The following is a 21,167-nucleotide window of genomic DNA, read 5'->3' on the forward strand; positions in this document are numbered from 1 at the left end:
TCACTCTCCTGCTTGTATTAGTAACACACCCACCAGCTCACTCGTATAAGCAATTGACATGCGCTCATACAACTTAGCAATTTTCAACTCTGTTCTTTTTAATTCAGAAGCTATTTGTCCTTCAATTAAGCGCTTATACACGGGATTTAACGATTGTTGTTTTAAACGATTTTGAAGCATCGCAGTTTTTTGTTTCTCTCGTTCTTTATAGGCATTTTCTCTCGTAAACTGAATACTTCTCAACTCAATGTTACGTTCATTTTGCAAGTGCTGTAGTTTATCGTCTAAAAAATCGTTACACGTCATCATAATGGCATGAATATCTTCAATTTCATAAAACTCCTCACCCGAGCCAGTTATTTGTCGCTCAAATAAAATCGTATCATCTTGAAGCGTGATTTCTTCCGTCGACAAATTGTATAATACTGCCTTTAGTTCATAATGTTCATTCAAATCCAGCCATTCAATTTGATGAATAAAGCATATATAAGTCCCAGGCTCAATTGGTGCTGTATTTTGTATTTTGATTGAAAATAATTTATACATATTATCTGCTTGATCAAGCTGTTGCTTTACAAAACGTGTCCAATAGCCTGTCGGTGGAACAAAAATTTCATTTTCAAATAATGTTTCAATATTAAATTGTAGCTGAATCTTGTCTTGCTTTAATAAGGCATGAAATTCATTGGTAGCGCCAACCATCGTTGGTAGCTTCATAAATTGCTGCATCTGTTCTCGTAATTTCTCGGTCAATTTAAATTCAATACTTTTATTAGGCTTAGACCTATATGGAACTTGTTCTAGCTGTAAAAAGTATTTGGTAAAATTCAGCGCATTAATCGGTTGAATGAGTCGGTCATTAGAACTTATACCAATAATCATCGACGATAGCTCTTCATCTCCTAAAAAATGATGGCGTTGCTGATCAAACTGCTCCTTTTCAACCTTTTCCTTTTCAATAGCAAGTTCGATTAGATGCAGTCGGTCAATTGCTTCCTGCTCAGAAAGCGTACCGAATGACAGCTGTTGCTGTAAGTCATACAGTTGCTGACCGACAATTGGCTCAAATGTTCCAATATGTTGGTGAATAATATCTAACCGTTCATATAACAACTCATAAATGCGTTCATCTACTGTGTCAGCTAAATACATATTGGCGATATATATTTTATTTGCCTTTTGTCCAAAACGGTCGATTCGTCCAATGCGTTGTTCAATTTTCATTGGATTGTATGGTAAATCATAGTTAATAAGCGCTTGGCAAAATTGGAAGTCTAGCCCTTCTCCCCCCACATCGCTCGCAATTAATATTTCAATCTCACCTTTTTTAAATCGTTCAATAATATCGTAACGGCCTAATGCTTGTTTACTTGTATATAATGGTGTTTGTCCAGTAATAATGGCTGTTTTATAGCCTAAGTTCTCAAATTGCTGCTGTAAATAGTGAACGGTTTGAATGAAAAAGGAGAAAATAATGATGCGCTTGTTATCGATTGTCGAAAATAGTTTTTCAATATACTGCGATAGTAAAGTAAATTTCGTATCTTCCGTTAAGTGTTGTAATGAATTGCTTAACTGTTGAAGTCGTTTCTCTAATTGAATTGTCAGTGGTAACTGTTTCAGTTGACCACTATCCTGTAATTGTTCTAATTCATCTTCTAAATCCTCTAATGGCTGCTCGATTTCGAACATTTTCTTCTGTAATACGCTTTCTACATAGCGTTTCACTCCTGGTAAGCAGCTTGCTGCCATTCGCTTTGGCATATTGCTAATAAAACCAATAGCACGGGCATCTCCGCCAAGTGTTAAATAGAGTTCTGTTGCAAGCTCATGTACTTCTTCATAAAGTGCTTTTTCTGTATCACTTAAATAGACAGGTAACTTTTGTACATCACGGATAACCGTATCCTTTATCGCCTCTCGCTTTAACGTTCGTGTGAATGATGTGTCTAGCGGGTTAAGTGTCGCAATAAGTCGTTCATAGCGTACTATTTGTTCTGTTGAGAGGGGTTGTTTGTTCAATAAAGCCATTTCAAGCTTTCGAATGCCCTCATGATTATCAATTGTTCCTTGGAAATGATTTTTTAGCTCTGTAATCGTTTTGAGCGCTTCATCAAATTCTATTTCTTTAGCTGTGAGTTGCTTACGTAATTTATTAGTTAACGAAACGATTGGTAATAATCCTTCAAACGAAGCAAAATCATCGAATTCTAATGGATTTAGTATTTTCATTAATTGAAAGAGATCTTCATTTTTCAAATTAAGTGGTGTTGCTGTTAACATAATTAGTCGTTCTGTTAAAATCGATAGCTTTTCTCCAATGCGATTACTGTTGGTTCCACTATTTCGCATATGGTGAGCTTCATCGATAATAACTAGCGACCAAATCGGCTCTAGAAAATCTACTTCAAGCTTTTCAAATAGCTCAATAAATTCTTCTGAACGTATCGTTTGAAACGATACAATCCCAATCATATCATTACGTTTTGTCGCATTTTGATAGACACCTTTTATAAATTGTAAAAACGAATGTCGATTATGTATCGTAAATTCCAATTGAAAGCGTTCTGACATTTCATATTGCCATTTTTGCATTAAAATACTTGGACAAACGATTAAAATCGGCGCGTTGTAGCTAAGTTTTTGACGTGCCATAAGCTCTGTCATAATAATGCCACTTTCGATTGTTTTGCCGACACCTACCTCATCAGCAATGAGTAGCCGCTCCATCGAATATGGTGCAAGAAATTTTAATAACGGCTTAAACTGAAACGGATTAAAAATTGTTTTCGATCCTAAATAACTATATATTTGCCCATTAAAGGGCTTATGTAATTTCAACCATGTTTTAAATTGTTCAAAATCTCGTAACGAACTATCTATAAAAAAAGAACCACTATCTATTATTTGATTTTCCAAATCAACATATTGCTCTACTAGATTTTCATGAATCCATTTAACTTGTCCATCAACAAGCATTTTATAACGAGTCTCTTGCTGCACTGAGCGTACGTCAATTACGGCAGCTATTTTCCCACTCGAGATAATTTTAACTGTTTGACCTTTTTTAAGCATAACGACACCTCCTTTTAGACTAATTATTATAAATATTATACCATTTATATAAGACATTAAAATGTCATCAAATCAAATAATTTTAGAATTATAAAAGCTCTAGTACACTTGGTACTAGAGCTAGGCAGTAATTAATCTGCATGCTTCAATATATTTAATTATGTTCTAAATTGTTAAATTTCCTTCTCACTAATTAAATTCCAACAACTAAAATAAACGGAAATAAGATAACTATTTTGCTCCCGTTAATAAGGTTTGAAAATATTAAGTTAAGCTTTATTAAAAATGACAATGAACCCCCTTAGAATTTAACAAAAAGAGCGTTAATCCCTATACTGGATCAACGCTCCTGGTTGTGACTTTAACATTTTTACCTAAAATTAAATTTTCTTTATTATAAATTCATAATTATTTGGTTCATCATAGCTTTCTCCAGACAGTTCAAGAACTTCGGCCCCAGTCATAAAATTATTTATTGCTTCGTCTAAAGCATATTCAGCATCCTCTTTACTGTGATATATTTCATCATCAGCCTCTTCAAGACTTCCATCATATTTATTTTTCATAAATATCTTATAAGCCATATTAAACCTCCTTATTTGAATATATTACATTACATTAACTTATATTTTAGTTGAATAAGAATTTTTGTAAACACTAATATAAAAAGTACAGTTTCTGGTAAATAACATTGAACACTTTCGCTAATCTAAAACTAATCCCCTTAACCTTAAAAAAATTAAAGTGCTTTAAGTTCTGTTCGTTTTACTAGAAAATAGCTTTCACAAATAGATTCTAATTCTTTTTTATTCATTACTATATTAATGGGTTCTTCTGATAGGTGCGTTGAAAAGAAATATTTTGATTTTGTTTCTTCATTTAGCGTATCTAATGAACCTGATTTATCATTTTCTAAAATCTCTTCTACTTTTGAAGCAGCTGTTATCTTATTTATTTGATAAGTATCCTGCAAGTACCTTAACAGTTTTTCTCTATCAACTAACATCGCAATAATATAATGAAAATCTTTTTCTTTAACATCTTGATGTTTAATATTATCATTACGCTTGTTCCAACAAAATAAATAATGAGTTGTGATTTTAGATTTGTCAAATAACCAGCCGTTTTTGCGTTTTTTTTCTTTTAAATAACTTAATTCTAATGCAAAAGTAGAACCAACCATATTAATACTTAGATAACCTTTCTCATCAATAAATATATTTTCTTCTTTCAATCTTGCTTTTACATCAATCCCTGAATACTGCTCATTACCATCATTGATTCTGACGACATTTTTTAATTGTTTATATCTTGTATAGAAATACTTATCCAAATATTTACCCAGCTCTTCCTCTGCCTTTAAATCACTATTAAAATTGCCCAATAATTACCCTCCATTTACAACTATCCAAAATATGATTATGTTTTAAGTTTCCAAATATATCTTAATAAGCTATCTTACCTCTGCGATTTCTTCAAATTTATCTATATTCATTTTTAATTTATTCACCTTGCCACGTTCATTAAGTAATAGTTCTCCATGCTCATCAATTTCTTGTAACCGTACTTCATATCTATAGGCATCAATAACAGACAGCCGATAATACTTTTCTTTGACGAGATAACATTTATTATAGTGATGAAAAAAATAATCATTAATATATGTATGAAGCTCTTTAATATTTCGAAAACTATGTTTTTTCAGATGTTCTATTACATAATGGTCGTAAAGTTGTTCTACCACAAAACTCCTCCTTTACAAAAAATTACTATATAAATATACATAGTTTTTATTATACATATTTATAGTATATTATGGAATATTTTTAATTTAATTTACTAAAACTAATATTTTGCATAAGAGAGGCTTTTGTACGCAAAAATCCTTTCTTTCTTGTACTAGTAACTATGGGTAGCCACTTGTTTCAACATGTAGTATATATTACAGATGCAAAAAGCAAAGAGGAGCATTGTTAAAATTCATAAATTATATGAATCTTTGAGTCTAGACTACGTTCTTTTGACTCATTGCAACTATATAAATAGAAAAAAAAGAAAAAATCCTAGAATACTAAGGGTTTTGACACTGTATAAATCATATAATCTAGATATATGGAGACAACTGGACCAAGCCAAAACCTATCTCTCTCATAACTATTTTTACGAGACTATTAAACTCACCAATCTTCAGTAATTCCAGTAAATTTCACCCAAATATTTTTTGTTATATTAATTACACTTTTACAAAATCAAAGGTATAATGTTCAAAAGAAAAATCAATAGCATTTACTTAAGGATTACTCGTATAATAATTCAATGAATTAATGATAAAAGGCGGTATCAAAATGATTATTTACGAATCGACCACAACTGGTTTTTTAGCAGATGTTGAAAATGAAAAAATTGTAGATCGATTATATGATGTTTATCAAAAGAAAATAGGTAGAACCTCGCGCAGTGAGATTCGTTCTTGGGATCATTCTCTCCAACGTATGTCAAATGTTCTTCGAGACAGAGAGATACCCCGTGATGCTGCAGTAGCTATTGAGTTTAAAATTCCGAATACCGGAAAACGTGTTGATTTTATAATTGCTGGGAACGATGGTAATAATGATCATGCAGTTATTGTGGAATTGAAGCAGTGGGAAATCGTTCAAAAAAATGAACGATTGGATGCGGTTGTTGTCGAAACTTTTCTAGGAGGTGGTACACGTCAGACTACCCACCCCTCCTACCAAGCGTGGAGCTATGCTTCCCTAATTGAAGATTTCAATCAAGACGTTCGAGAAATACCCATAAACCTAAAACCTTGTGCTTACCTTCACAACTATTTAATACAGGAAAATGACCCGCTTACCGACAACCATTATGCCGAGCATATAGAAAAAGCACCCGTATTCCGTAAAGGTGAAATGGCCAAGCTTCGTTCCTATATCAAAAAGTATATTAAATATGGAGATAAGAATAATATTATTTTTAAAATTGATAACGGACGAATCAAGCCTTCCAAATCACTTCAGGATAGTATGGCAAATATGCTCCAAGGCAATGAAGAATTTGTAATGATTGACGATCAAAAGGTCGTATATGAGCAAATTTTGCATTATGCGAAGGATTGTATTACCGCAGACGAAAAGGGCGTATTTATCGTTAAGGGCGGACCCGGCACTGGAAAATCAGTACTAGCAATCAACTTACTTGTACAAATGATACAGGACGATTACTTTGCTATGTATGTGACCAAAAATAGCGCACCCAGAGACGTATACGCTGCTAAGCTTAAAGGAACTATGAAGAAAAAAAGCATTGATAATTTATTTAAAGGCTCAGGTAGCTTCCATGCTGCAGATAAAAACGAATTTGATATGTTAATTGTAGACGAGGCTCATCGTCTAAACGAAAAATCGGGTCTCTTTAGCAATCTTGGCGAGAACCAAGTAAAGGAGCTAATGCATAGCTCCAAATTTAGTGTCTTCTTTATAGATGAAGCCCAAAAGGTAACGATGAAGGATATAGGTAGTGTGGAGTTAATCAAGAAATTTGCAGATCAATTGGGAGTAAAGGTATTTGAAGGAGAGCTAGCCTCTCAATTCCGCTGTGATGGTTCTGACGGGTATATCGCTTGGCTAGACGATGTTCTAGAAATACGCGAAACAGCAAATGAAAATGACTTAGGAATGGACTATGACTTCCAGATTCTAGACACTCCGAATAAGCTATTAGATATAATAGTCGAAAAGAATAAACTAAACAATAAAGCCCGTATAGTCGCTGGCTACTGCTGGGAATGGATTTCAGACGGTAAAAATAGTCAAGATGTCCATGATATTATAATTCCAAATCATAACTTCTCCATTAGTTGGAACCTTGGAAATGATATATGGGCCCTCAGTGATACTTCTGTTTATGAGGCAGGCTGTATTCATACATGCCAAGGTTTAGAATTTGACTATGTAGGAGTGATTATCGGAGATGATCTTCGATATGAAAATGGACGAGTTATAACCGACTATACCAAACGAGCAAAAACAGATCAATCCATTAAAGGTATTAAGAAAAAAATGAAGGAACAACCAGAAGACGCGACTCAACAGGTTGACCAGATTATAAGAAACACTTATCGTACTCTAATGACACGAGGTCAAAAAGGGTGTTATATATATTGTACCGATGATGCACTTGCTGATTATTTAAAAGAGCGTGTTAAACGGGTATATGAGGAACAAATGGAAGTTAGGACGTTGCTTGTTGCTGAAAATAAGGAAACTTATTGAGTTCAACTCGAAATAAATTCCTTATAGTGACAATAAGAATGTATTTTAACACATATCAATAAAAAATAGAGAACCTATTGACCAAACATTATTGGATCAATAGGTTTTTATTGTCTATAAGCTACAAGAACTCTTTTTACATATTTTTAATAATATGGGTGTTTATACAAGTTTTCTTCAGCTTCACTCTGTCTGTGTACTTTACTACTCAGTGATAATGCCTCTTTCAACTAACCCCTTATATTTTGCTTCAATTAACCTATATAATTCATCGTAACCAGGACTTTTCAATGCTGAAATGATTTCTTCCTTCCCCTTCAACTACACGCAGTTTAAATAGCAATGCTAAAGCTGAAACCATTACATCCTGTTGTGTTTTCGAAATACTCCCCCCTTTATTCATAATATGACAATACTAAGTCGTCCTATGGCTAATTCATATTTAATTGAGTTGTTTCCACTTTGTTCCGTAAGCGGAAGACTCCTTCTTTTTCCACATTTTCCATCACACATTGTTCCCGTTCTTCTTTCTTTTTTCGGCCACGATTTTTCAGTTCTTTTTTGGCTTCCGCTATTTTTTTCAATATCACTTTGGTCGTTAAAGGTTGCTGTCCATCTATTACAATTCGTTTCTTTCAGGTACTAGAGCTAGAGTAATCACCTACTACTAAAAAAGGTCCAAAACCTAATTTCTCAACACTCTTTACATTTTAACATATGATAATTGTTATTATATGTCACTACTAGCTACTAATAAATCACTCAAAAATTCTCGAAATTATCTGTTTTCCAAAGAGTAATCTTTTAGAAAAAATTAGAAATTTGATAAACATTTCCAGATTTAAAAATATCTATTTTATTTTTAACTTCTGGATGGAATATCATAAAACTTTATCCTCCTTACTATTTTTCTAGTAATACTTGTTAGTTCAATATAATAAGTTATTAAACCCTTGCCGAATACTGTGTTGGTTTCAAATTTAGCTTATCACTCAAACTTCCTTCTATTTTATAAAACTTCCCACTATTTATATTACTAATGTATTCATAAACTCTAATCAATTGAAATGAGTCTGCATGTTCTTCTGAAAAAGCTAATTCATTTGGCGAAATGAAAAACTCCGAATTAATCCCGCCTTTTGTCGTTTTTACTTCAAGGTAAAGTGGTGAGCCATCTTCTTTAAATGATTCAATATCATATCCTGCGCCATCGCCTTCTACAACTGATTTATGTATTACTTTATTTGCTAAATCTTGACGACCAGCTTTAGTTAATTGAGAACGAGTATATTCTAGAACAAGCAGTTCTCCAGACAAGCCTAAATTTTTATTTTCCTTCTGCTTCCCCACAAAATCTACATGTTTAGAGTTGAAGTTACGCACACGTTCTCTACGTTCTTTTGGCTCAGGTAAAGCTGTTTCAATCAACTGATTACCAATTATTTCTTCATCAACTACATCTTCTTCGGTCGTATCTAACATTAAATCTTGTACGGGTTCTTCTTCATCCCAATCTAGTAATTGCCACTTAAAATGTACAGGCTGTTCTACATCTTGATTATGTGCAATGTAAGCTAGTCTTCCCATATAAGTAAATGGCTCTGATTTCTTACTAGTACGTAAAAATAGATAAATATTGTGTCTCGTATGATCATGATGAATAAATTCTAAAATTCGAGGATGATTTAAGGTATGTCTCTTTTGAGATTGCCAAGTCAAAATACCATCTCTAGTGATATTTTCTTTAAATTCCACACCCAATTTGTCTTGTCCAATTGTTACAAAGAAAACAAAATCACGTTCTCGGTTCGGTATTTTAACAATACCATGGAGGCCCCAAACACCAGCACCTCTTGTAAATTTCGTAGTGCTACCATCAAATATTGCATGTACATCTTCTCGAGTATATTTATTGAATAATTTTAAAGTCCTCAAATCTATTGTCTCCTTCTTAAATATAAAAACATATCTTTCTTAAATTCAGATATTTTTTATAAACGTTTTTATTAACCTGCTAAATTAATTGATTTATCATTGAAATATGATGAATACTTTCATCTCCAATTTCACTTTGTATTTCAGTATATAGATGACTTTCTTTTGAATATTTTTGTGTTTGACTATATTCATATGCCTTAAGGGTACCTCGTTTTTTAAAATCTGTTCAGATTCTGTCTCATAGTAAGGTTTTTCCTTTTCAACTTTAGACATACTGCCCTGCCTACTCGTCTATCTAAATACACCATAATCCTTTTAAAACACTTAGTAAACTAAAAATCTATTCTATAGAACATAAATAGATTCAAAGATTCATAGAACGTTTAATGAATTTGAAAAACAGTTAGCGTATTATATACATAACGTAATATGAAAAGGAGTCCTTCGAATGGCCTTACATAATTTCAAACGAAAAGAATTAGATAGGATTTTAAGCAATGCGGTCGGCAAAACACTTGGCGATGTTGATGTTAACAATGTATTTGCTAGGACTATAACTTCACCTAAAATCACGGGCATAGCTGGAGATGTTGTTGAACAATCGATTTTAGGATATCCAGCTGACTCAGACAAAAAACCTGATCTTATTGTAGATGGCATTGATACAGAATTAAAAACTACGGGTATTCGTAAACCTAAAAGAGAAAGTGAATTTATTTATGAAGCTAAAGAACCCATGTCTATCACATCTGTTTCTCCTGGAAGCATCACGGATGAAGAATTCCAAACATCTAGCTTCTGGCATAAGTTAGAACATTTATTATTGGTTTATTACCATTACGATTCACCAATAACTGTTTCAGCAGCTGAATATGCTAATTTCATCATTAAAGGTTATCATTTTCATGAGTTCTCAGAAAAAGATATAGAAATACTAAAAAATGACTGGTTAATCGTCCGTGACTTTATTCAACATTTAAAAGATACATATGAAGAGCCTAAAGCAGAATATCATCGAATTTCATCTGAACTGCGAAAAAATCTGATGCTAATTGATACTGCTCCAAAACATCCGAATCCTCCGCGATTCCGTTTAAAACGAACAACCGTATCAACAATTGTACAAAAGCATTTTGGCATTAATTTTGAAGAATTGGATAAAACATACTCAACATTTAACGAACTCGATGATGAATTACATCGTCTCACTCAATTATATAAGAACAACACTGTTCAAGAATTAATTAATAAACTAGATATTGATATAAAATTTAATGCTAATGGCAATGTTTCTAAAAGTGTCACTGAACAAATCCTAGTCAAAATGTTTGGTGGAGAAGCAACAAAACTAAGTAAAATTGATTTATTCAGTAAGATTGGTATTATTCCAAAAACAGTTGTTCAAACTAAAAAAGGATCTCGTACAGAAGATATGAAGCTATTTCAAATTGATTTTGAAGAATGGACTAATTTAGATGTATTATATGAAGAATCCTTTTTGTACAGTTATTTTAATGGTCAACAATTTCTTTGCAGTATATTTGAAGAACCTTCTTCTAATGCAAAATTATTAGATAACAAATTTATCGGCTTCAAACGTTTAGTAATCGCTGAAAATGTTTTAGAAAAGGATATTAGGGTTGTTTGGGAAGAAATACGTGATTTAGTAAATAACCATAAGTTAAAAGAAGAACCTATTCTCAACAAAAAAGGAATTCAACGACTTACTCCAAAAACAAAATTACCAATGACTGCACCTAACTTTCCAAAATCTAAAAATTACGACTTTTTTGTACGTGGATCTGGCACCGATGCATCTAAGAAAACATTTAAACTCAACGGTATTAGAATGTACTCTCAATATCTATGGATGAAAGGTAGTATTGTTGTTAAGATGCTAAAGGATATTGATTTTATATAAGTCATTAAATAAACTTTGATTTGTCTTTTTGTGTTAGAATTAGTATTTAGTTGATATTAATAAATGTAAATAAGATAAAATTGTTGATCTTTTTATCCCAATTTTATATAATGAAAATAACGAAAGAGGGATAATAATTTATGAATAAAAACTTAAACGTAGTTGAGCTTTTTGCTGGCGTTGGTGGGTTTCGTGTAGGGCTGGAAAAAGCAGATAAAGAGCTTTTTGATACTGTTTGGGCTAATCAATGGGAACCGTCAAAAAAAGCACAAGATGCTTTTGAATGCTATAACTCACACTTTCCATCAAGCACTAATTGTAATGATGATATTGGTAAAGTATCAAATAAAACATTTGAGGACAAGGATATCGATTTACTAGTTGGTGGTTTCCCTTGCCAAGACTATTCGGTAGCTCGCTCTTTATCAAAAGAACAAGGCATTGAAGGGAAAAAAGGGGTGCTTTTCTGGGAAATTAAACGAATTGTGGAAGTCTCACATCCTAAATATATTCTGCTTGAAAATGTGGATCGGCTTCTTAAATCTCCTTCTAAACAACGTGGTCGTGATTTTTCGATTATGCTTGCGACTTTTCGCGACTTAGGATATATCGTAGAATGGCGAGTCATCAACGCAGCAGAATATGGTACTGCACAGCGCCGTCGACGTATTTTCATTTTTGCTTATGACAAATCACTCGCTTTTGCAGAACGTCAATTAGAAAAAACGACTTCTGAAATTTTATTAAAAGAAGGCTTTTTCGCCTCCACTTTCCCAGTAAAAGAGGAAGTATACAAAAACCGCAATGAAAAAGTAGAATTACCAAAAGATATCCTTAAAGTTTCTGATGAATTTTCATTTGGCTATCATCCAGCTGGTGTGATGATTGATGGAAAGATTCATACAATACACACGGAAGCATTGAATCCACAAGCCATTCCATTAAAAGAAATCCTTCAAGATGAATCAGAAGTAGATGAAAAATTTTATTTATCTGAAGCAGCCATTGAAAAATTTTCTTATTTACGTGGGCCTAAAAAAATCGAACGTACCTCAAAAGATGGCCATAAATACATTTTTTCAGAAGGTGGCATGTCTCCTGTAGATTCTCTTGATTTACCTGGGCGTACAATGCTGACAAGTGAAGGTACAATAAATCGTAGCTCACATATTGTAGAGGTAAATGGACGAAAACGTTTCTTAACACCTGTAGAGTGCGAACGATTAAATGGCTTTCCAGACAATTGGACAGCGACAATGAATGATCGCATGCGCTACTTCTGTATGGGGAATGCACTTGTGACACATTTAATCGAAAAAATGGGTAAAACCATCAAAGAAATTGACGCGCAAGAAACACATAATATTGCACAAATTTCTTTTAATTTATAAATAAAACGAACTGGGAATCATAATTCCAGTTCGTTTTATTTTTTCATCCCCTTCAATTCAATTTTCAGTCCAATTCGAAAATCAAAAATATCTTCTGCTTTAATGCTTACGAAATCAATGCTATATTCTGTTTCAATATTTCGTACAAAGAGTAGTTTGCCAATCAATTCTAAACTAATGCCATCTGGTGTTTTGATACTCCACACTGGCAATCCGCTTTTATAAAAACCATTATCATCGACTAAAATCGAAATTTCATCGCTGTAGTCTGCAATATCATAGGATTCTGCATTTAATAGGCAGCAAATTTCGGCATTCTGCACTTGGTTATTTTCATTGTTAATTAGCACTGTGCCGACATCATATTGCATCGTTTTTTCAGGAAAATCTATGTAATATATTTTTAATTGATTCATTTAATCACCGTCTAATTTAATCTACTTATATGGTATCACAAATAATTATAGATGTTATTTTGAACTTCGTATTTCAATTTATTAAATATATATTATATACACGAATATCATATATCTAAATATATTACGCACAGCAGATGAATGGATCTGGAAAAGGTTTAGTTCTAAAACAACTGAATCTTGAAATTAACATATCGTAATCATAGTTATATAATTCCAGTAATTTTTCAGCATACGCTTTTTTAGAACGAGTAACTATTCCAATTTTTATTCCATTGGCTTTTAAATGATTTATGATTTCAGAGAAATTAATGGTGTAGAATTTGTGAGCATAAACTCTTCATCTCGTTGAGAGTAATTTTTTAGAAATATGTAGATTTTCCAGAAGTACGTAGGGGATTGCCGTAGAAGCTAAAGAGTATCGTATGGTAAAAGCCTATGCAGCTAAGGTAATTGATTTTGCAATCAACGTGGATATCAAATCCTTTTTCATATATATATATATATATATATATCTACCCACTACCATTGTAAAGAACAAAATTAAATATGGATATTTAGAGGAGAACAAGGTTTATATATCTTGATTAACCCTATTATTTCTTATTAAGCGAAGAGATCTAGTTAAAGAAAGGTAAAAACAGATGCTATGGATGCTAAATTCTGAACCTCATAAAAAAAGAGGGATTCAACTCTTAAATCTTAGAAAGCTATCGAGACAATAGTAGATTGTGACAAACGAACACTATTCTATCTCAAGTGTTTCCTGAATACCGCAAGGTTTTTGGTGTTCTTTATTCAAAGGTTTCTTTATTGATGGAAAAGAAATACACGACTTCGTGAAGATGTAATAGCAGCTGGAGAAAGTAAGTTAGCAGAGTGTTAGTTTTTTTGTCCAAGATATTCTAAACTATGGGCATTGGAGAAGGCAAACTAATGGATTCTGCCTATCGAAATTGACTACGTTCAATTGATATTCATTGAAACTAGATGACATAGACAAAAAGAAAAAACCCTTGAAAATCAAGGGTTTTAACACTGTATGAAATCATATGATTTCTAAATATGGAGACGGCGGGATTTGAACCCGCGTCCAGAAACTCTAACACTTAAGCTTCTACGCGTGTATCTTACCTATTTGAAGTTTCGCGTAGCATTATGCCGATAAGCGGGCGTCCTGTACGCTAACTTGGAAATCTCTTGCTGACAGCTCAAGTGGCACTGCCAACCGTATCCCACTAAGAGTGAGCTCTACCTAGCCACATGGGCGATGGATAGATAAAGCAGATCCGAGCTTACGCTGCGAATGCTAAGTTGTTGTTTGTTTTGCCTGTTATTATAAGGTCCGTTTTTACAGAGCCGAGCCTCTGACGCGCAACTCAAGCTTAGACTATCCCTGTCGAATCCATAACGTCCCCGTTTATGGAATAATGTAAGCTTCGTTACATTGATAACTATACATCAAATTAGGTCAAAATTCAAGTGGTACGTACTTCCACTCCAGATAACGAGGAAGTGCCTTAGCGTTGTGCATCCTTGAATGCTCGCTCGATGTCTCGTTTTGCTTCTTTTTTCTTTAATGTGTCGCGCTTATCGTAATCCTTTTTCCCTTTACCGATACCGATTAGGACCTTCGCGTAGCCGTTCTTTAAGTACATTTTGAGCGGTACAATGGTGAATCCCTCACGCTTTGTTTCGCCGATCAGCGAGCTGATCTGTTTTTTGTGCAGTAATAGCTTGCGAGAACGCAGCGGATCGTGGTTGAAGCGGTTTCCCTGCTCGTATGGGCTGATGTGCATGTTGGAAATCCATGCCTCGTTGTTGCGAATACGCACGAATGCGTCCTTTAGCTGCACCTTCCCGTTACGAATGGATTTGATCTCGGTCCCTTGTAGGACGATACCTGCCTCGATTGTTTCCTCGATAAAATAGTCATGATTGGCCTTCTTGTTTTGTGCGAGTGGCTTGTCGTCATGCTTTTTTGCCATTCTTTTCACCCCTGTCTAAAGCTAGGTGGAGCGACCTAGGCCGCTCCCTCTTTATTTTTTCTTTGGTCGCTTGCGTTTTTGAGACTTCTTCGCAACGCCCTCGTAGAATTTCTTTTTCTGATTTGGTCCTTTTTTCGGTCCTGGCTGTGATTTGTCTTTTCTGTCCTTGCCAGAGCCCTTCTTCGATGCATGGATGACCTTTGGACTTTCCTTACGCGTGCTGCGGCCAAATGCTTTCTTCATGCCGACAACCTCGAAGTCGATTGCAGCCTCTTCTGGTTTTACTCCAGAGACTTTTACCGTCACCTCATCACCGATACGGAATTGCTTACCAGAGCGCTCCCCGATCATCATCATTTGACGGTCGTCAAAGCGGTAGTAGTCGTCTGTCATGTTCGTCACATGGACAAGACCCTCGATCGTGTTTGGAAGCTCGATGAACATACCGAAGTTCGTAACCGAGCTCACGATACCCTCGAATTCCTCACCGATTTTATCGGCCATATATTGCGCTTTCTTCAGTGCATCCGTGTCACGCTCTGCATCTACTGCACGGCGCTCGCGTTTTGACGTATGCTCTGCGATATCGTCGATGATAGCACCCCAATGGTTAACCGTTGCGGATGATACATCCCCGTTCACTAAATACGTACGGATCAGACGGTGTACGATCAAGTCAGGGTAACGACGGATCGGAGAGGTGAAATGTGTATAGAACTCAGTCGATAAACCAAAGTGACCTAGACATTCCCCGTAATATTTTGCCTGCTGTAGGGAACGAAGAAGCATGGTTGAGATAACTGGCTCCTCTGGCATTCCCTCGATGCTTTCAATGATTTCTTGAAGTGCTTTCGGGTGAATGTCATTGCCTGTACCTTTCACTACTAAGCCGAAGTTCGTTAGGAAGCCGAAGAAACGCTGAAGCTTTTCTGGCTTAGGATCTTCATGGATACGGTAAATGAACGGCACATCCATCCATTTAAAGTGCTCTGCAACGGTTTCATTGGCAGCTAGCATGAATTCCTCGATCAGCTTCTCTGCCACCGTACGCTCGCGAATAGCGACCTCTGTTGGCCAGCCATCGTCGTCTACTAGAATTTTAGCCTCTGGGAAGTCGAAATCAATTGCTCCGCGTTCCTCGCGTTTCTTTCTAAGCACTGCAGCAAGCTCTGCCATGTTCTCGAACATTGGCACAAGGTCCTTATAGCGTTCGATTAAATCCTCATCTTTTTCTTCTAAAATTTTATAAACGTCTGAGTAAGTCATACGTTCCGTTGTACGGATCACGCTTTGGAAAATCTCATGGGATGTTACCATACCTGAGCCGTTGATGATCATTTCACAGGATAGCGTTAAACGATCGACCTGCGGGTTAAGTGAACAAATACCATTCGATAGACGATGTGGAATCATCGGAATAACACGGTCTGTTAAATACACACTCGTTCCGCGGTCATATGCCTCGCGGTCAAGCGCTGATCCTTCTGTTACATAGTGGCTTACGTCTGCTATATGTACGCCAAGCTTATATGTATCGTCAGGCAGCTTCGTTACAGTAACTGCATCATCCAGGTCCTTTGCGTCAGCTCCATCAATCGTCACGATCACTTCATCGCGAAGATCTCTGCGTCCCTCTAAATCACCTTCTGCGATTTGGTCTGGCACAGCTTCTGCTTGGTCGATTACTTCCTTAGGGAAGTCGATTGTAATGCCATGCTTGTAGATGATTGATAGAATATCTACGCCTGGATCATTTTTGTGACCAAGAATTTTCGTTACGATCCCTGTTGCAGACTTTCTTTCATTCGGCCAGTCCGTGATCTCAACGACTACCTTGTGACCGTCTACCGCACCTAATGTGTCGCCTTTTGCGACGAATACGTCCATTGGCACTTTCTTGTCATCTGGTATTACGAAGCCGAAGCCTTTATTGTCCTGGAACGTTCCGACAACCTGTGTCATCCCGCGCTGCGTTATTTTGATGATCGTACCTTCTCTGCGGTCTCCGGAAGATTCCTTCGATACGCGTACAAGCACCTTGTCACCGTTTACTGCTCCGTTAATTTCTGTAGGGGGAATAAAAATATCATCCATTCCACTTTCCTCCGGCGTCACAAAGCCGAAGCCTTTTGCATGACCGATGAAGCTCCCGACGATTAAATTCATGCGAGATGGGACACCATAACGATTAGAACGTGAACGGACTACTGCGCCAGCGTCCTCCATGGACACTAGTGTTTTAACTAGCTCCTTGAAGTCATCGGCCTCGGTCATATTAAAATGGTCCTCTAGCTCCTTCGTGGTCATCGGTTTATATTCTTCTGAATTCATTAATTCTAATAATTGTTCTTTCATATTTTCCATCTAAACATCCCTCCCTTTTCAGCGTGTGCGGAAATGGCCTATTTTACACATTCCAATCCAGCGATTCTAAAAAGTTTAATATATCTTCATGTAGCGTTTCCTTTTCTGGTCCTAGCGTAATAACGTGGCCAGATTCCTCGTACCAGTTCAGCTTTTTCTCTAGTGATTCCGACTGCTCGTAAATATAGTTCGCAGAGTTTATATCAATCACCGAGTCCTTTTTGCCCTGTGTAACGAGAAGCGGAGCATATATATGATCCACATGATCGCGGACCTCGTAGACGAATTCACGCAGCTCGCCCAATGTCTGCATCGGGTTTTGGCGTATCTTCTCTACTTCTTCTTCTATTTGCTGCTCGCTTTTACCTTCATATTTCTTATATTCCTTTGCATATTTTATGACGCCCTCGAACATAACGTCCGTCGTTTTCATGGTCATGGGAGAGCACATTGTTACGATTCCCTTTACAGGCACTGTATACCCCAATTTCAACGAAAATACGCCTCCAAGCGATAATCCGGCTACCGCAATCTCGTCATAGCCAGCTGCCTTTAAGCGGTCGTATGCCTTCATGACGTCCTTCCACCAGTCTTTTGGACCTGTTTCGAGCAGCTCCTCTGGTGGCACACCGTGTCCCTTATAGTGCGGCGCAAGTGAGGTGTAGCCATTCTTTTCTAAAAAACGTCCCAGCATCCGCACGTCGGACGAATTTCCAGTAAATCCATGTAGTAATAATACCGCTCGCTTTCCAGCCTCAAAGAAGAACGGCTTTGGTGTTGTGATGCGCATTCCAATAAAACCTCCTGTTTCCATCAACACTGCTATTTTACTAGTATATACCTTTCCCTTATTAATTTTATCTTATGTATGCCCAAATATAAAAGAAAACGCCTAACCATTTGAAAGTATGGTTAGGCGTATACATTCGTTTTTTAAAATTTCGTAACAGCTATCGTTAATACGAAGAATAATACAGCAAGCACGATAGTCGCTCTATGTAAGATCAAATCCATACCACGAGCTTTCTGTTTTCCAAAGAGTTGTTCAGCTCCCCCGGAGATGGCTCCTGATAGCCCAGCACTTTTCCCTGATTGTAATAATACTACTACGATCAAAGCAAGCGAGACGATGATTAATAATGTCATTAATAATGTATTCATTGTTACACCTCCCGATTAGAACATCACAACAATATAATTTTACCAAATTTAAATAGAACTGACAACAGTCTATCAACTTTAAAGTAGTTATCTAAATAATATCATATATTTTCTCATAATCTAGCGTTAAAATGAAATAAGAAAGATTTAATGGTTTATATTGTCAAATACATAGAGAATGGGAAAGATTAATTGTGAACAAAAAATTATTTGCTATGACAAGCATTATCTTATTAGCGTTAATCGCTATCGTGTATTGGTTTACATTAAAGGAGGAAACGAGACTACCATCGGACAATTGGAGCAGAACCTTTTCCGTGGAAACCCCTGCAAACAATTATTCCAATTTTCAAGTTTTAAATGAGGAAAATGGTTATGTGATCACGCTTCGAAACTTCAAGGAGCAGGCCATTCTATCCTGTGATTTAGATTTGAGTTGTAAGGAGTCTCGTAACCTCGCTTTATCTAGCTCAAGCACGAATGTCTGGAGCAACGAGGCGGAATCTTATTTTATTAAAAATTATATGTTAATGCATGACGACACGGAAATCGCTCAGGACGTACAAAACTTCGTGAAATCTGGAGATGTGCTTGTCTATTGGACAAAGGACCGCCAGCTAACCGTTTTGGATAACGGACAGGAGAAGTCTTTTGATGTGGCCGAGCCCATCTACGATGTAAAAATTATCGGGGATCACATATTGGCCATCACAAAGGAAAGCCAAGGAGATCGCTTCGCCGTCTATCATCTAGCAAACGAGCCGGTTCAACTGTTCCAGCTAACGAGTACCGCAAGTCTAGTATCCTCTATTCAAATGATCGAGCAGTCCCCAGCAGAATTCCTGCTGCTCATGGATACAACCATGGTTTCCGGTGGTGCGAAGACAAAGGTCATCCAACAAGCTTCCTTTGACCTGTCACCAAACCAAGCCATACAGCTGTCGAAGCTATCGTTCCATCACGAGCAGGACGGTCGCACACTAGACGACATTACGCACGCCACGCTGTTTCAGCAGGACGGACAAACGCTAATAGCCTTTACCGCGACCCGTGCCGGCAATAAAAACCAAGTATTCCTTGGCAAGCTAGCTGGCGGTAAAGTTCTTGCCACCTCCTTAACGAAGGCAGGTACAAGATACGAGCGTCCAGTGATCTTAAATAAAGATGAGGTCGCTTTTCTAGAAATGAACGGCTCTCAAAGAGAATTAGTTTATGCCTCCTCCGAACCTAGTAAAATAGAGGAAAGTAAACAAATCGCAAAAGAGGACTACAAGCAGGCAGCCTACACCCAGTTCAGCAAATCCTTTAACGGCTTAATGCTCGTCCTGTTCGGCTTCGCCTGGATCATCCTAGCCTTTGCGATCTCGTATATAAGTACAGCGGTTTTAAATCGTTTTAGATTTGAAAGAACGTATACGCTTGGATTTATCATTCATGTCGTATCTTTGTTGATATTACAGATTTTCTTCCTATATCGCTTCACGAAGGTCGAGACAACAATTGCGAACATCCCTTTCATTACAGAAAGCTGGCATTTCGTTGTTTTATTGATCGCCGGAAGCTTGCTGTCGACCGTACCATTACTTCTTGCCCGCTATAAGCCGGAAGAAGATGATTACACGTATATGGTTATATACGCGACCTTTATGAACCTAGCCGTCCTGTTTTTCCTGGTCGGGCCGTATATATTTTAATAGAAAGAGAGCAGGAGTGGGTTCCTGCTCTCTTTTACTTTGGATAGGCTACTATGACCTCTCCATCCTTTGAAAGAGCCTGATAGGAAAAGGAATTCCATGTACCCTTCACGTCTAATAAAACAAATCTCTTTCCTGCGAGTTCAATAAAAGAAATATTCTTATATTCCTTTCCATTAGCCGTTATCACTAAATCATCAATGTGAGGGTCTTCTATGGACATGAGAAGAATGTACCCATTTTCATATCCGCTTGCTTGCCAAGGAATTAGGTCATCTGTTTCTGAAAGAATCTCACCCACACTTGCTATAACCCCTCTTTGCCCGGAGTAATTAATCATTTTCCATGTACCCATCCAATTTTGCTTTAGCCTAGCGACGACCGTGATAGAATGCGGAATCCTATAAAACGCTAACCACTCACCATCTTGCTGTATAATACCGTAAACCTCTTCCACGCTCGACGACCAATTTTTCGTGTTCCGCAAGACATCTTCCTCCGTGGGATCCTGGCTCCAATTGTAAATTACATAAACGAGAAAGAAGGCAAATAAGGTACTCGCAATGAGAAGCTTTTTTATAGCTGTCACCCTCCTATTTACAACTCTAATTTGTTAAATAATACTAAATTAGCGTATGGAAGTATATAAGAGATTTTGATGAGGAGAGTGGGAGTGGGATTTACTCCGTATTTGGACGGGATTTAGGCTTTCTGCAAGGTTTATGCTTGTTTCCGCAAGGTTTGGCTTCATCTCCGCAAGGTTTCACTTCATCTGTGCAAGGTTCTCCTCTGTCTCCGCAAGGTTCCGCTCCATCTCCGCAAGGTTCTCCAAGTCGCCGATGCATCCTCCCCTTTTTGCGCAACTCTTGAGAACGTATAAAATTTTGTGTAAATGACCATAACTTTCCTATAGGAGATGATCATTATGCAAAATTACGAAAATAT

General features: G+C 36.4%; 17 protein-coding genes and 1 other RNA gene. 4 read left to right on the plus strand and 14 right to left on the minus strand.

The genetic code is table 11. The features are described from left to right. The 4 genes from HF876_RS10100 to HF876_RS10115 all read right to left on the minus strand — a co-directional run bounded on the left by HF876_RS10100 (position 1) and on the right by HF876_RS10115 (position 4,819). On the minus strand, positions 1–3,075 hold the full coding sequence (locus HF876_RS10100) for a DEAD/DEAH box helicase (protein WP_169359946.1): 3,075 nt from the start codon (positions 3,073–3,075) through the stop codon (positions 1–3). Between the two features lie 380 nt (positions 3,076–3,455). Then, complete coding sequence (locus tag HF876_RS10105; RefSeq protein WP_169359947.1) at positions 3,456–3,659, minus strand: hypothetical protein; 204 nt, start codon at positions 3,657–3,659, stop codon at positions 3,456–3,458. 155 nt (positions 3,660–3,814) lie between these two features. Beyond that, positions 3,815–4,459 carry a hypothetical protein gene (locus tag HF876_RS10110; protein ID WP_169359948.1) on the minus strand — a complete coding sequence of 215 codons (645 nt, stop codon included), beginning with the start codon at positions 4,457–4,459 and terminating at the stop codon, positions 3,815–3,817. A gap of 69 nt (positions 4,460–4,528) precedes the next feature. Continuing rightward, entirely contained in the window at positions 4,529–4,819 is a 291-nt protein-coding gene (locus HF876_RS10115) for a hypothetical protein (protein ID WP_169359949.1), read from the minus strand. A gap of 601 nt (positions 4,820–5,420) precedes the next feature. Between HF876_RS10115 and HF876_RS10120 the strand changes: the two genes are divergently transcribed. After that, complete coding sequence (locus tag HF876_RS10120) at positions 5,421–7,349, plus strand: DUF2075 domain-containing protein (protein ID WP_169359950.1); 1,929 nt, start codon at positions 5,421–5,423, stop codon at positions 7,347–7,349. Positions 7,350–8,294: 945 nt separating this feature from the next. Here HF876_RS10120 and HF876_RS10125 read toward each other — a convergent pair. Then, positions 8,295–9,284: a DUF3427 domain-containing protein gene (locus HF876_RS10125; RefSeq protein WP_169359951.1), complete on the minus strand. Its 990-nt coding sequence runs from the start codon at positions 9,282–9,284 to the stop codon at positions 8,295–8,297. 451 nt (positions 9,285–9,735) lie between these two features. On the opposite strand from HF876_RS10125, the gene HF876_RS10130 reads away from it, so the two are divergent. Further along, positions 9,736–11,208, plus strand: coding sequence for a MutH/Sau3AI family endonuclease (locus HF876_RS10130; RefSeq protein ID WP_169359952.1), 1,473 nt, complete (start codon positions 9,736–9,738; stop codon positions 11,206–11,208). A 140-nt stretch (positions 11,209–11,348) separates the two neighbouring features. Beyond that, entirely contained in the window at positions 11,349–12,599 is a 1,251-nt protein-coding gene (gene dcm / locus HF876_RS10135) for a DNA (cytosine-5-)-methyltransferase (protein ID WP_169359953.1), read from the plus strand. Between the two features lie 35 nt (positions 12,600–12,634). Here dcm and HF876_RS10140 read toward each other — a convergent pair whose 3' ends face one another. The 7 genes from HF876_RS10140 to secG form a co-directional block, all read right to left on the minus strand. Next, positions 12,635–13,015 carry a hypothetical protein gene (locus HF876_RS10140; protein WP_169359954.1) on the minus strand — a complete coding sequence of 127 codons (381 nt, stop codon included), beginning with the start codon at positions 13,013–13,015 and terminating at the stop codon, positions 12,635–12,637. Positions 13,016–13,139: 124 nt separating this feature from the next. Beyond that, positions 13,140–13,328 carry an HAD hydrolase-like protein gene (locus HF876_RS19370; protein ID WP_169359964.1) on the minus strand — a complete coding sequence of 63 codons (189 nt, stop codon included), beginning with the start codon at positions 13,326–13,328 and terminating at the stop codon, positions 13,140–13,142. A 750-nt stretch (positions 13,329–14,078) separates the two neighbouring features. Beyond that, positions 14,079–14,433, minus strand: a transfer-messenger RNA (tmRNA) gene (ssrA, locus tag HF876_RS10150). A gap of 102 nt (positions 14,434–14,535) precedes the next feature. Continuing rightward, the gene (smpB, locus tag HF876_RS10155; RefSeq protein ID WP_169359955.1) at positions 14,536–15,003 is read right to left on the minus strand and encodes an SsrA-binding protein SmpB; all 468 of its coding nucleotides are present in this window, start codon (positions 15,001–15,003) and stop codon (positions 14,536–14,538) included. Positions 15,004–15,054: 51 nt separating this feature from the next. Next, positions 15,055–17,367 carry a ribonuclease R gene (rnr, locus tag HF876_RS10160; RefSeq protein ID WP_169359956.1) on the minus strand — a complete coding sequence of 771 codons (2,313 nt, stop codon included), beginning with the start codon at positions 17,365–17,367 and terminating at the stop codon, positions 15,055–15,057. A 43-nt stretch (positions 17,368–17,410) separates the two neighbouring features. Further along, the gene (locus tag HF876_RS10165; protein WP_169359957.1) at positions 17,411–18,157 is read right to left on the minus strand and encodes an alpha/beta hydrolase; all 747 of its coding nucleotides are present in this window, start codon (positions 18,155–18,157) and stop codon (positions 17,411–17,413) included. A 143-nt stretch (positions 18,158–18,300) separates the two neighbouring features. Then, complete coding sequence (gene secG / locus HF876_RS10170) at positions 18,301–18,528, minus strand: preprotein translocase subunit SecG (protein ID WP_169359958.1); 228 nt, start codon at positions 18,526–18,528, stop codon at positions 18,301–18,303. Between the two features lie 194 nt (positions 18,529–18,722). Between secG and HF876_RS10175 the strand changes: the two genes are divergently transcribed. Continuing rightward, positions 18,723–20,222: a hypothetical protein gene (locus HF876_RS10175; RefSeq protein WP_169359959.1), complete on the plus strand. Its 1,500-nt coding sequence runs from the start codon at positions 18,723–18,725 to the stop codon at positions 20,220–20,222. A 34-nt stretch (positions 20,223–20,256) separates the two neighbouring features. Here the strand turns inward: HF876_RS10175 and HF876_RS10180 are convergent, their stop codons facing one another. Then, positions 20,257–20,811: a hypothetical protein gene (locus tag HF876_RS10180; protein WP_169359960.1), complete on the minus strand. Its 555-nt coding sequence runs from the start codon at positions 20,809–20,811 to the stop codon at positions 20,257–20,259. A gap of 91 nt (positions 20,812–20,902) precedes the next feature. Beyond that, positions 20,903–21,067, minus strand: coding sequence for a hypothetical protein (locus tag HF876_RS10185; RefSeq protein ID WP_169359961.1), 165 nt, complete (start codon positions 21,065–21,067; stop codon positions 20,903–20,905). Positions 21,068–21,167 lie beyond the last annotated feature (100 nt).

Source organism: Psychrobacillus sp. BL-248-WT-3 (assembly GCF_012843435.1).
In the GTDB taxonomy this organism is placed as follows: domain Bacteria; phylum Bacillota; class Bacilli; order Bacillales_A; family Planococcaceae; genus Psychrobacillus.

Excerpts from the sequence above, each read along its gene's own strand:
- HF876_RS10100 (WP_169359946.1), bottom strand. The coding sequence starts at position 3,075 with ATGCTTAAAAAAGGTCAAACAGTTAAAATTATCTCGAGTGGGAAAATA.
- HF876_RS10105 (WP_169359947.1), bottom strand. The coding sequence starts at position 3,659 with ATGGCTTATAAGATATTTATGAAAAATAAATATGATGGAAGTCTTGAA.
- HF876_RS10120 (WP_169359950.1), top strand. The coding sequence starts at position 5,421 with ATGATTATTTACGAATCGACCACAACTGGTTTTTTAGCAGATGTTGAA.
- HF876_RS10130 (WP_169359952.1), top strand. The coding sequence starts at position 9,736 with ATGGCCTTACATAATTTCAAACGAAAAGAATTAGATAGGATTTTAAGC.
- dcm (WP_169359953.1), top strand. The coding sequence starts at position 11,349 with ATGAATAAAAACTTAAACGTAGTTGAGCTTTTTGCTGGCGTTGGTGGG.
- HF876_RS10140 (WP_169359954.1), bottom strand. The coding sequence starts at position 13,015 with ATGAATCAATTAAAAATATATTACATAGATTTTCCTGAAAAAACGATG.
- smpB (WP_169359955.1), bottom strand. The coding sequence starts at position 15,003 with ATGGCAAAAAAGCATGACGACAAGCCACTCGCACAAAACAAGAAGGCC.
- rnr (WP_169359956.1), bottom strand. The coding sequence starts at position 17,367 with ATGGAAAATATGAAAGAACAATTATTAGAATTAATGAATTCAGAAGAA.
- HF876_RS10165 (WP_169359957.1), bottom strand. The coding sequence starts at position 18,157 with ATGCGCATCACAACACCAAAGCCGTTCTTCTTTGAGGCTGGAAAGCGA.
- secG (WP_169359958.1), bottom strand. The coding sequence starts at position 18,528 with ATGAATACATTATTAATGACATTATTAATCATCGTCTCGCTTGCTTTG.
- HF876_RS10185 (WP_169359961.1), bottom strand. The coding sequence starts at position 21,067 with ATGCATCGGCGACTTGGAGAACCTTGCGGAGATGGAGCGGAACCTTGC.